A 12,164-nucleotide genomic window follows, 5' to 3' on the forward strand; every position below is an offset into this window, starting at 1 on the left:
CGTGTCTCACTGAATATAAGCTTATTTTATCATTATTCACAAAATTGTTGAATTACTTCATTTTCTCGTTTTCAGTAGCTTCGCGAAGCCCTTTCTCCATGGCCTTCCATGGAAGTGTCGCGCATTTGATGCGGGCAGGATATTGTGAAACACCTTGAAGCGCCTCCGCATCGCCCAGTTCGAGATCATCATTGTGCTCCCGTCCCTGAACTAATTCTGAAAAGTCGAAAGCCAGCTCGTGAGCCTCTTTTACGGACAGCCCCTTTACGGCATCCGTCATCATTGACGCGGATGATTGACTGATCGCACAACCGCTGCCGCTGTATTTAACATCAACGATCCTGCCGTCCTCCACTTTGAGCGATACCTGAATCTTATCGCCGCAGGACGGATTGTTCATAGATACCGTAATGCTGTCCTTATCAGCCAGTGTCCCATGATTATGCGGACGCTTATAATGATCCATGATAACTGAACGGTACAATTGGTCGAGATTATTAAATGACATGACCGAAGTACTCCTTTGCATCCTTGATTCCCCTGGCCAAAGTTTCGACTTCATCAAGTGTGTTGTAAAAATAGAAACTCGCCCGGACCGTCGACCCGCACTCCAGCCGCCGCATCAGTGGCTGGGCGCAGTGATGGCCGGCCCGCACGGCGATTCCGTCCGCGTCAAGCGCGGTCGACACATCATGCGGGTGGATACCGTCAATATTGAAAGACACCATCCCCGCCCGTTGTTTTGGACCATAGACGGTTACTCCACTGATTTTGGAAATGATAGCATAGGCGGCCTTGCCAAGTTCCGCCTCGTATTCACTAATCGCGTCCATACCGATCTGACTCAGGTAGTCGACCGCCGAGCCGAGCCCGATGGCCCCGGCGATATTCGGGGTGCCGGCTTCCATTTTCCACGGCAGCTCCGCCCACGTCGCACTGTAGAAGTCAACCTCGTCAATCATTTCCCCGCCCGTTTCAACCGGTTCCATGGCATCGAGCAGCGCCTGTTTGCCGTAAAGAATGCCGATTCCTGTCGGTCCCAGCATTTTGTGGCCGGAGAATACAAAGAAGTCGGCGCCAAGATCCTGAACGTCAACAGACATATGAGGCGTGCTCTGGGCACCGTCCACAACCATGATTGCCCCTTTTTCATGGGCAAGCCCGGCAATCTCTTTAACCGGATTGATCGTTCCAAGCACATTGGAAACCTGAGTGCAGGCAACGATTTTTGTATGACTTGTGATCGTCCGGCGCACATCTTCCAGATCAAGCGTGCCGTCCGGCTTCATCGGAAAATATTTCAGCGTTGCACCTGTTGCTTGAGCCACCTGCTGCCACGGAATCAGATTGGCATGGTGCTCCATCGGCGATATGACAATTTCGTCACCTTGCGACAAATTTGCCCTTCCATAGCCCGAAGCAATCATGTTCAGGGAATTTGTTGTCCCTTTTGTATAAATGATTTCTTTCGTGCTGCGCGCATTGATAAAGTTCCGGATCTTTTCCCGCGCTTCCTCGTAACGGTCCGTCGCAAGCGTCCCCAGTGTATGCACGCCGCGGTGAACGTTCGAATTATAACTTTTATAATAAGTGACGAGTGTATCAATAACCGATTGTGGTTTCTGAGAAGTAGCGGCATTATCCAGATAGACGAGAGGGTGTCCGTTGACTTCCTGATCCAGAATCGGGAAATCCATGCGAATCGATGTTGTATCCATTAGCCGACTTTCCTTTCGATTAATTCTGCCAGTTGCCTTTTCACACCTTCGATAGGCAACAAATCAACCACCGGTTCAAGAAAACCTTCGACAATCAATTTTTCAGCGGTTTCTTTTTTGATGCCGCGGCTCATCAAGTAATAGAGCTGTTCGGGATCGACCCGTCCTACTGAAGCCGCATGTCCGGCAATAACATCATATTCGTCAATCAGCAGAATCGGGTTGGCATCTCCGCGCGCCTTTTCGCTGAGCATCAGCACGCGCTGGGTCTGCTCACCGTCCGCCCGGGACGCCCCTCGTTCGATTTTCGTCCGGGCATTGAAAATCGAGTTTGACTCATCTTTCTGCACGCCGCGGACGAACAGGCGGCTGACCGTCGCTCTCCCAACGTGCCGAATATAGTTGTCAAAATTCTGCTTTTGCGTTCCGCTCCCGATGCTCACCACTTTTGTATCTGCAGAAGCGCCGTCGCCTTCAAGGTTCGTCGCATTTTCCGAGACCGTGTTCCCATCATTAATCTGACCGAGCGCCCACTGCAGACTGCCGTCTTTTTTGACATTGGCCTGTCTGCTGACATAGGTCACGACTCCTGCTGAAAAATGATCCACAGCGCCGAAGCTGACTCGGGCATTTTCACCGACCGTGACTTCACTGACGAGATTGGCGGCACCGTCGCCCACAGATTCATCAGAAAGATAATTTTCAACGTAGGTGACCGCACTTCCTGTTTCTGCAACAACAATCGTATGGGCGACAAGGCCGGAAGACGGAGCATCCTGAAAATAGACGGCCTGCACAGGGTTTTCGACAACAACATTTTTCGGAATATAGAGAAACGATCCGCCGTTGACCAGTGCGGCATGCAATGCGGTCAGTCTGTGTTTGTCAATAGTAGTTGTTTTAAGATAATATTGCCTGACCAGATCACCATGTTCTTTGATCGCAGTTGCCAGATCTGTAAAAATAACGCCTTTATCTTTTAGATCCTTTGCCAGACTGCTGTATACAGCCTGACCGTTATGATGGACAAGCACATTCTCCGCCTTCTCTTCACCGATCAGTCGGCGGATATGAGCGGGAAGATCGTGTATCAATGATACCGGATTCCCTTCAGGCTTATAATTGAAGTTTGTAAAGTTCCAATCGTCGATTCTTGTTTTTTCCGGTCTGGGCAGCGGCAGCTCCTCTGCCAGCTCAAGCCCCCTCAGCCTTATATCTGTAAACCATTCCGGTTCGTTCCTGTCCGCAGAAAAACGGATAATGTCTTCCGTACCGAGCGGCAGACTCTGCAATTGTGTCGACATAGTGTCCCTCCTGTCCCTGGCTTCATTCAATCAGGCTTCTACGGTCTCGTCGTCCTTGATTCCGAGCTCCGCCTTCATGCCGTCGTAACCTTCTTCTTCCAGCCGGAGTGCAAGTTCCGGACCCCCGGTTTTAACAATACGGCCGTTCATCATGACGTGCACCTTATCCGGTTTGATGTAATTCAGGAGGCGCTGATAGTGTGTAATAATCAGGCAGCCGAAATTTTCAGAACGCATCGAGTTGACGCCCTTGGCAACCCATTTCAAGGCATCGATATCAAGACCGGAATCAATTTCGTCAAGAATAGCGAATTTCGGTTCGAGCATCATCAACTGAAGAATTTCATTGCGTTTCTTTTCGCCGCCTGAAAAACCTTCATTCACATAGCGCTCTGCAAAGGCCTGATCCATTTCAAGCATCTGCATTTTTTTATCTAACGTTTTAATGAATTTCATCAGCGGGATTTCATTGCCCTCCCCGCGCCTGCCGTTGATCGCCGTCCTCAAGAAGTCTGCGTTGGTCACACCGCTGACTTCACTCGGGTATTGCATCGCAAGAAAGATTCCGGCGCGTGCGCGCTCGTCCACTGCCATATCCAGCAGATTTTCCCTGTCGAGAAGCACGGTTCCCTGTGTCACTTCATACTTCGGATGTCCCATAATCGCCGAAGCAACCGTCGATTTTCCGGTGCCGTTCGGTCCCATTAGGGCGTGAATTTCCCCGCCTTTTATTTCAAGATCAAATCCCCTGACAATCGATTTTCCTTCAACGGATACATGAAGATCCTTTATTTTTAACTCCGGTACAGTCATTTTCCGACCTCCAATTCAAAATATCTATATGCGGCTGAAATCAATGGAAATTAATTCTCAATCTATTATCATTATTATCTTATATCACATGTAAACAGATATCAACCCATGATTTCAGTGATACTTGCCATGAATCCAAGCGGGGACTGAGAATCTTTATCTCTGTCTGATTATCATTATACTGCTGTTTTCGATAAAGATAAAAAATGAAAGTCACTTTTTTGCATTTTTCGTTTACAACCTTTAATTCCCGTTCCCGATCCATCTGCTCTTATCATACAGCACCGTGTTTAGTATCTCTCGTTAGCAAACAAAAATCCGCCCCTGCTCCATAAGGCCAGGTGCGGATTTTTCATAAAAAGTGGAAGAACAGGCTAGATGCCCGGTTTGTTCAGCTAATCGAAATAAAGACGACTGCGATCAGGCTTGTATGCTTACCGGCACTTTCCAGAGTTTTGCAGCCGCGTTCCCCAAACGATAGCTGCTGCTAACAGGATTGCCCGCTTTTTCTCTGGTTTTAAATGGATTCAGATCGAGCGGGATTATCTCTGGGGAGCTGAGCAAAATTTTTCTGATCGTGTCCCCTTGAGTACGGTTACTGCTATTAACTTTCATAGGCCGACTCCACGGATTGACGAACAATAGGTTGTCTTCTCCTGCTTCGGAGCCCGGTCCGGTCTCACGCGGGCGAAGGCTTTTGCCCAGAGAGTTTGCCTGCCTGCTAAGCAGATATCTCCCCGTGGAAACTCTGTTTTTTATCGCTTCAGTGCGACCGTCAAGTGATGCATGTAGCCATCTGAGAGAGACGCCGCTCGACTGAACAAGCTGCGAAGAACCGCTCTTAACCGCCTGAATCAGTCCTGCGTCAAACGCATCTCGATGGGAGTGCGAGACCCGGCCGGTCAAGACCGCGGTAATCAGGTACAGGGAGCCGCTGTTCAGATAGCCTTTTTCATTCAGACGGGTGACCAGTATGGAACTGAACTTTTTCAATGACATGTCACTGAAAAAATCCGGATCAGGTATAACTTTCTTGGCATCCTCATTTAACGGCCGAACCGAAATCACGCGAAAGCTCTGATCGACCGTCGCCTCAATACTTGGTGCCAGATCGAAATCGAGATAGGCGGCAACCGGCCTGTCCGCGACATCTGTGCTTTGCGAAAATGGCAGAAGGCACAGAAACGACATGGACACCGTCACCACAGAGGTCAGAAAAAACTTGCAAATCTTAAAAGTGTGGGAGAGATGCCTAGATAAAACCGTCTGTCCGATCGAGATATCGGCCGACCGCCTGAGTTTTACCGACCTGAAGTCTCCCTCATTGGTCAGCAAAATGGCATGACGTCCCTCTCTGGACACAAGGATCCCCTGATTTTTCAGTCTCCCTCGCCACCTTTCCGTTCGCCGTTAAACCGTTTCCTTCTCCGGTTCGATATACGACTTCAGTGCACTGAAGTCGCCGATATAAATCAGCGCCAGCGCTATAATATATTTTCGATTTCTTTCTATGGTTTTGCGGCTGCAAGAGACAAATTGCAGTAAATCTTTTATCGGCAGCTGTTTCTTTTTCTTCAGAAACTGTACAAGCGTCTTGTGCTCCACTAATTTTTTCGCGGCAATTTTCGCGTTCTCACGCGCATCGGCATGTTTCGGGCAGTGCTTGCTTAACACGTCAAACGTGATTCCATAATTCAGCAGCAGCTGCTGATAACTGTCAATTTGCTCCATGCGTTCATTGATCTGACATTTTTCCTCATAATAATCAATAGCCGCTCGCTGTTCGACAAAACTTTCCTCCATTCCGTTCTCATCGCCTGGTTCCGCCTGATCCAGATAAATATTGCGCATCTGCCTTGATTCTTTCCGGATAAAGTCGATAATACGGCGGCGGATCACCATGTCGGCAAAAGTCAGGAATTTGCTGCCCTGGCCCTTCTGATACTGGTTAATCGCTTCATTAAATGCGACCATACCGACACTGAACTCGTCCATTGTCTGATCGATAAATCGATTGCACACTTTTGAAACAACCTTTTTAATAAAAGGCTGGTAGGATTCGATAATAAAATTTCTCAAGGGTTCATCGCCCTGCTGAACTTTAAAAATGTTCGTTTCAAGCGGAAAATTATATGTTCCGCCCATTGCAAGCTGGTTCGTGCTCATCACACTACCTCACCTCTCGCTTTAATCTGGTGAATCTCACCCTGAACAAAGCATATCATGTCCGGATCATTCAGAAGAGTATTGTCAAAAATTTTTGTTAATGTAAGAATCTGCTGTTTTTTTTTGCCGAATAAGCTCGAAAAACCCTTGTCTCTTTTATACCATGCTTTCACACCTTAATGAAAGCGACAATCTGGTAACAAAAAGATGACAAGGGTTGTTACTTAAGTATTATAATGAACGTACGCCTGCGATCCATGCGCAGCGTCCCGCACTATTTTCCATTTTTTATGTTTACGAATAAAGCGAATCAGGCGTCTTCACCGATCAACTTTTCGTATGCCTCTGCATCAAGCAATTGATCAAAATCAGCGCGTTCGACGGATTCCAGCTCCACCATCCACGCCTTCTCATAAGGGGATTCATTGACCAGCTCCGGAGAATCTTCAAGTGAGTCATTGGTTTCCGCCACCTGGCCGCTGACCGGAGCATAAAGCTCGGAAACGGTTTTGACAGATTCAACACTGCCAAAAGAATCACCGGCATTCAGCTGTTCACCGGATTCCGGCAGCTCGACAAAGACGATGTCGCCCAGCTCTTTCTGTGCAAATTCCGTGATACCGACGCGAACCTTCCCGTCCGCTTCTTTCTTTACCCATTCATGATCTTTCGAATAAAGCAAATCCTTTGGTACATTCATTTTTCTGCCTCCTTTTTTAGTTTCCTAATCGATTCAGATCAAACGCTATTCGATTGAATTCAACGCCATACTCATTATATCGTAAAACCAGCAAAATAAGCGGTTTATTTTTCTTCATCGTCACTTGTTTTGCCCAGATCTTTTCAAACCGTTCATAAATCCCATTTAAATTGTTTCTCCAGTCAATTTTTTTTAGTGCTGAGGGACATAATACAATTGAGCCCCGTTACCCATTAAATCCACAGGAGTGTGAATCACACATGAACATACAGCAGCAGGGCGGGCAGACGTCAACAAATTATGCTCAGCCTCCGGCTATTCTTTCCACAAAAGATTGTCTCTATATTGAGGACATGCTGTCGTGGAATCTGGATGTCATCAAAAAAGCGCATGCTTTTTCATTGTTGTGTCAGGATCAGGATGTGGTTCAGGCGATGAACCGTACATGTCAGATTCATATCCGCCAGTATCAAACCATCCTCAATCATCTTGGTAAACACGTTCAGGCGGCAACAAATACGACCGGAGGTGTCTTGCAATGATGGAAAAGCAGCCGGTCCGATCGACGACGATTCAAAACACGGAGACGCAGGTTCCTAAGACTCCGCAGATGAACGACAGAGATTATCTGAACGATCTTCTTCTTACGGAAAAATATATGACCGTTTCCTATGTGCAGGCGCTTCACGAAGCAAGCCATCAATCGTTTTTTCAGGACATCAAAAACGTTCTCGACCAGACATGCGATCACCAGCGCGACCTATACAACCTGATGTTTAACAAAGGATGGTACAAAATTGAGTCGCAGGATCCTCAGAAAATACAGCAGACGCATCAGCAATTCACTCAGTACGCTCAGCAGCAGTTCCCCAAATAAACCCGATAGTTTATAAGAAGCACCGTTCGGAACTCATCCGGCCGGTGCTTCTTTCCGTTCTCTCTTCAACAGGCAATTCCTATTTCCCTGGAAATAAAATTAAAACAGACTGGAGATCCATACGGTTCTCTATCTGATGCTGAATGAGTTTGTTCGTTTTCCAGCTTAATAGTTAATGCACCATTCATAGGTTAACCTTTCCATTATTTTGGTAACATCATGTAATTCATATTTTACCCCTCCACAAAACTCATATTCTCGAAACCTATGAACCAAGGAGGGAGTTACAAAAATGTTGAAAAAGATTCTCGCAGTTGCACTTGCAGGGTTTTTCACTCTGCCGTTCGTTACGACGGGACACGCTGAAGCGGCGTCCCAGCCGCAGGCCGGCAATACTCAAATCGTTGTTTCCAGTCCGTTTGATTCTTGGAAACTGAACAGCAATCAGATCTCTGAGTTAACCGGCATGATGAAACAGTTCGGCGTTCCTTCGAACTTTTCTCCGGCACAGGGCCAGCCCGGGTCGGCATGTCCGGGAAATCAGACTGCCCAGCCGGCCGGAACCGGCACAGCAGGAAAAACGGTACAGCCTGCAAAACCTGCTCAGTCCCAGAAACCTGCTGCCAAAAAAACAACGCAGCCGTCCTCGCAGAACACTTCCAACAGCCAGATGAATGCGTTCGAAAAGAAGGTTGTCGATCTGACGAATCAGGAAAGAGCAAAAGCCGGATTGAAGCCTTTAAAAGCAAACAACAGCGTTCTTTCGAAGATGGCGCGCGACAAGTCTGCGGATATGCGTGACAAAAACTACTTCGACCATCAGTCGCCAACCTATGGTTCCCCGTTTGATATGATGAAAAAATACGGCATCAGCTTCTCAACCGCGGGTGAAAATATCGCCGCCGGACAAAAGACACCAGAAGAAGTCGTTAATGGCTGGATGAACAGCCCGGGACACCGTGCTAACATTCTGAACGCCAACTTTACAACGATCGGCGTCGGCTATGTTCAGGGCGGATCCTACGGCAGTTACTGGACTCAGGAATTTATCGGATAATCAAATCCTGCATTATAATCAAATATCCCAATAGAAAACAGCGTCTCACTGTGCTTCAGCATTGGGGGCGCTGTTTTTCCGTGCCATATTTTCAACCCGCTTTTTCGGGGAGTCGCCGATCCGCTCTCCGATGAATAAACTAGAGAAGCATCCTGCTGCCTGGCAGGAGCATGTCCACGGTACTTTGGAGGTGATCCCTTTGTATAATTATCCGCTTTACGCAGCTCTTGGCGATTCGCTGACTGTCGGCGTCGGATCGACTATTTTCATGCCGAATTTTGTCAAGTGCTTTCATCAAAGCCTTGAATCATTTTTCCGGCAGCCGATCGCCCGCCTCGTTTTTGCCAGGAATGGTGCAACGACAGGGGAGATACTGGAGTCGCTCTCGCGTCCCGATGTCTCTCAGGCTGTCGGTTCCGCTAGATTCATCACATTAACGGGAGGCGGGAACGACCTGCTGCGCGCCGGAAAAGTATGGCTCAAAACGAGAGACAACACCTTTATTCTAAGCGCACTTCATGAAAGCTTTGCTAACATTGAGCAGATCATCACCAAGATAATTGATCTGCATTCCAGCGATCCCGAACCCTTTATGATCCGGATATTGAATCTCTATAATCCGGTGCCGTATATCCCCGAATCACACATATGGCTTGAGACGTTCAATGAAAAACTTCTTTCGCTGGAACGCTTTGCCGAGGTCAGGATTGCCGATATTTACCATGCCTTTTACGGCAGGGAACCCCATCTTCTGGCCAGGGATCATACCCATCCGAACCCACTCGGCTATCGAATTATGGCCGATACAACGGCCCGTCTTGGCTTTGCACCCGTCGCCCTCCAAAAGATTTGAAATCATCCCTCCGTTCAATGAATTTTCGACCTGCACAAATGTTCATCCCACACACCCGCCGCTTCAGGTCAATTGACGCTCCCTTTGATCAAATATATTGCAGTTCCATCCTCTAGTCTCCCGATTATCGTCATGATGAGGACTGACAATAAAGATGTTAAAAAACAAATAAAGTCGTTTAAAAGTCACCATAAAGTTGTTTCATTTTGTTGTTGCGCAGTAAGCATGTACGGGACATTAAATCGATAGGAATGAAGGGCAGAGCTGACAGAATGTGAAATGGTTGAACTTTTTTTGTCATGTTGACTCAGCTTGGTTCAATTTGACTTTCATGGATTTCGATCCGACTTTTTCGCGTTTCGGTTCGACTTTCTCCTGATTCGGCTCAACTTCTCATTTTCGGTTCAACTTTCACGGATTTCGGTTTAACTTTTCGTTATTTCGGTTCAACTTTTTCGTATTTCGGTTCGACTTTGGCTCGATTCGGTTCAACTTTCTAAATTCGATCTGACTGTTGCACAGTTCACGTCTGCTTTTTCAATATAAGCCGCTCATTATAATATTTACAGAGTGGAAATGCGGCTTCACGGCTTCATTATTAAACACCTTTATTGTCGTCGCCTTAACTCCGAGTCGGAATGCTAAGAACCGGCGTGGGGAATGACTTCATTCTCCACGCCGGTTCTCCATCTTAATCGTTTCGGCCTTTGTTCAGCAAGCCGTCCAGGCTTTTGTCTATATTCCGGCCGTATTTCAAGCTCTCCACCTGGGCGGCATGTTCTTGCCCCAATACACTTTTTTCAGTTCATGGTGTTTCTCGAATCCGTCCAGAGCCGTATGATAATGAAAATTAAACCAGTAGCCGTCGAGCGGCGGGTGGTCCCTGCGCACATGCAATTTCAGTACGTCCTGTCCGGTATCCGTTTGATAAACATGCAGGATACGCTCCCCCATGCCCGGAGATGGCGAATGGGTGACCGCAAGATTTCTGACCCAGTTCTTGTCGTGGCTGCGGCTGACTTCCCTGACCGCGACAGCAAAGGCGGGTGCGATTTCCTTTACATATTGGTCGCCGATTTGATCCGTTACACGGCTGCCAAACTTGTACAGTCCCTGGTCTTGTGCCTCGCTTACGGCATAGATGGAAAAAGCATCGATCAGGCGGTCTTTTGAACTGTCTTTTCTGACCGCCTTTTCCCATGAGCCTTCCCCCGTCTCCAGCCCGTCCCGGTCTTCTTCTTCCCGTTTAAACGGCCCAATTGCCGGAACCCTGCTTTGCTCCCTCTGGAGACTTCCTTTATCAAGCTGTTTTCCGACATGATTGGCCGGCAGGTTTGGGACGACAGTCCCGAGAGTCAGTACGGCAACAAGTACGACAAGACATTTTTTCAATAAAACAGGAATCACGTTCCGACCTCCTCTGTCCGCGGTTCAATCTGCATCAGCGGCGATCGTACCGGTCCTGCGATGAATCGGTTTATCCGAAAGAGCGTCATTCACTCTAATTCCCACGCCGACGGGTTCGTCCCAACGGCAGTCTGATCGGCCGCTTTTTCAAGCCGGACTTGTTATACTAGACTATTCGTTTCTTTTTTCTCTTTCAGACAGTATAACGGCCGGCCTTTATCCGAATTTTATTAAAATCGGCCTGAACGCACCGTATTTTTTCAGATTGCGAATGAGAAAAACATGATTCAGACATTGTCAAACTTGAAATCTTCATCAGTAAGCGGTTCGATATTGAGCGGTACCACGTAATCGCCCTTCGTGGAAAAGAAATCATGATTTATCGTACCGGTGTCGATACCGTTCAATACAACCTGGCTGACCGGATCATGTGCGTACCGGTCTTCGCGTCCCAGATTCTGCAGCGCCCGGTTGGCATTGTACAGGACGTAGTCATTGACTTCTTTAACCAGATTGATCTTTGAATAGATTTTTTCCGTATATCTTTTTTCAACTTCGACCAGCTGATCCAGCAGCTTATAAAGCTCCTGGTCCGCTGTCCTTTTTTCTTCTTCGTTTAAATTTTCACGATACAGGCGCTGGGCAACCATCCCTGTAAAACTGCCGTGAATCGACTCGTCCTGTATAATTTTGCGGATAATTTCACCGCTCGCGATCATCCGGCCCTGTCCGGACAAGAAAACAGGGTAGAAAAACCCGCTGTAGAAAGAGAAGCTTTCGAGAAAAACCGAAGCCGTCATGGCCATGTAACGCTTGAATGGCGTCACATTTTCCCTTTTGTCATAGAGTTTGTTGTACCAGCGGGCAATCAGCCTGTATTTTTCCTGAAGTTCCGGTTGACTGTCCACCCACTCACCCAGATAAAAGTCGGTTTTTTGCGATGGAATCAGAGTTGAAAAAATGTGCGAATAGGACTTTGCGTGAATGTGCTCCATCATCCCCATCCAGGCAAATACGGCCTGTTCATGCATATTGTCATGATGGACGGCGATAAGAGGCATACCGTTGTCGCCCTGCTCACGGTCGAGGCCCGTCAGTCCCGACAGAACCTCCACATAGGTGTCCTGCTCATCCTGAGACATTGAACTCCAGTCCGAGAGGTCGCGGGAGACTTTGAACGCCTCTTCCGTCCAAAACTGATTGATATTCTGTTTCCAGTATACTTTTGCTGTCTGATTGTTATTATTATTCCAATTGATCGCTTTCATT

General features: G+C 47.6%; 13 protein-coding genes. 4 read left to right on the plus strand and 9 right to left on the minus strand.

Annotated elements, in window-relative coordinates; all coding sequences use genetic code 11:
- Positions 1-52: 52 nt before the first annotated feature.
- The 7 genes from sufU to gcvH all read right to left on the minus strand — a co-directional run bounded on the left by sufU (position 53) and on the right by gcvH (position 6,701).
- Positions 53-508, minus strand: coding sequence for a Fe-S cluster assembly sulfur transfer protein SufU (gene sufU / locus IEX81_RS08465; RefSeq protein ID WP_188802646.1), 456 nt, complete (start codon positions 506-508; stop codon positions 53-55).
- On the minus strand, positions 498-1,718 hold the full coding sequence (locus IEX81_RS08470; RefSeq protein ID WP_188802647.1) for a cysteine desulfurase: 1,221 nt from the start codon (positions 1,716-1,718) through the stop codon (positions 498-500). The genes sufU and IEX81_RS08470 overlap by 11 nt, the downstream gene beginning before the upstream one ends.
- A complete protein-coding gene (sufD, locus tag IEX81_RS08475; RefSeq protein ID WP_188802648.1) occupies positions 1,718-3,022 on the minus strand; it encodes a Fe-S cluster assembly protein SufD in 1,305 nt (434 codons plus the stop codon). Before sufD ends, IEX81_RS08470 begins: the two co-directional genes overlap by 1 nt.
- Positions 3,023-3,052: 30 nt before the next feature.
- A complete protein-coding gene (gene sufC, locus IEX81_RS08480; protein WP_188802649.1) occupies positions 3,053-3,835 on the minus strand; it encodes a Fe-S cluster assembly ATPase SufC in 783 nt (260 codons plus the stop codon).
- 420 nt (positions 3,836-4,255) lie between these two features.
- Complete coding sequence (locus IEX81_RS08485) at positions 4,256-5,218, minus strand: anti-sigma factor domain-containing protein (protein WP_444544687.1); 963 nt, start codon at positions 5,216-5,218, stop codon at positions 4,256-4,258.
- Positions 5,219-5,245: 27 nt separating this feature from the next.
- Positions 5,246-6,001 (minus strand): RNA polymerase sigma-I factor, encoded by a 756-nt coding sequence (sigI, locus tag IEX81_RS08490; protein WP_188802651.1) that lies wholly within the window; start codon positions 5,999-6,001, stop codon positions 5,246-5,248.
- Between the two features lie 310 nt (positions 6,002-6,311).
- Positions 6,312-6,701, minus strand: coding sequence for a glycine cleavage system protein GcvH (gene gcvH, locus IEX81_RS08495; protein WP_188802652.1), 390 nt, complete (start codon positions 6,699-6,701; stop codon positions 6,312-6,314).
- A 260-nt stretch (positions 6,702-6,961) separates the two neighbouring features.
- Here gcvH and IEX81_RS08500 point away from each other — a divergent pair, with 260 nt between their 5' ends.
- The 4 genes from IEX81_RS08500 (at position 6,962) to IEX81_RS08515 (ending at position 9,488) form a co-directional block, all read left to right on the plus strand.
- Complete coding sequence (locus IEX81_RS08500) at positions 6,962-7,243, plus strand: hypothetical protein (protein ID WP_188802653.1); 282 nt, start codon at positions 6,962-6,964, stop codon at positions 7,241-7,243.
- Positions 7,243-7,578: a spore coat protein gene (locus IEX81_RS08505; RefSeq protein ID WP_188802807.1), complete on the plus strand. Its 336-nt coding sequence runs from the start codon at positions 7,243-7,245 to the stop codon at positions 7,576-7,578. The genes IEX81_RS08500 and IEX81_RS08505 overlap by 1 nt, the downstream gene beginning before the upstream one ends.
- A gap of 292 nt (positions 7,579-7,870) precedes the next feature.
- Complete coding sequence (locus tag IEX81_RS08510; RefSeq protein ID WP_188802654.1) at positions 7,871-8,635, plus strand: CAP domain-containing protein; 765 nt, start codon at positions 7,871-7,873, stop codon at positions 8,633-8,635.
- A gap of 199 nt (positions 8,636-8,834) precedes the next feature.
- Positions 8,835-9,488 carry a GDSL-type esterase/lipase family protein gene (locus IEX81_RS08515; protein ID WP_229727529.1) on the plus strand — a complete coding sequence of 218 codons (654 nt, stop codon included), beginning with the start codon at positions 8,835-8,837 and terminating at the stop codon, positions 9,486-9,488.
- Positions 9,489-10,241: 753 nt separating this feature from the next.
- Here the strand turns inward: IEX81_RS08515 and IEX81_RS08520 are convergent.
- Together IEX81_RS08520 and nrdF are read right to left on the minus strand one after the other, a co-directional pair.
- Entirely contained in the window at positions 10,242-10,895 is a 654-nt protein-coding gene (locus IEX81_RS08520) for a YpjP family protein (RefSeq protein ID WP_188802655.1), read from the minus strand.
- 287 nt (positions 10,896-11,182) lie between these two features.
- Positions 11,183-12,163: a class 1b ribonucleoside-diphosphate reductase subunit beta gene (gene nrdF / locus IEX81_RS08525; protein WP_188802656.1), complete on the minus strand. Its 981-nt coding sequence runs from the start codon at positions 12,161-12,163 to the stop codon at positions 11,183-11,185.
- Between the last annotated feature and the right edge of the window lies 1 nt (position 12,164).

This window comes from Sporolactobacillus putidus (assembly GCF_014647035.1).
Classification (GTDB): Bacteria; Bacillota; Bacilli; order Bacillales; family Sporolactobacillaceae; genus Sporolactobacillus; species Sporolactobacillus putidus.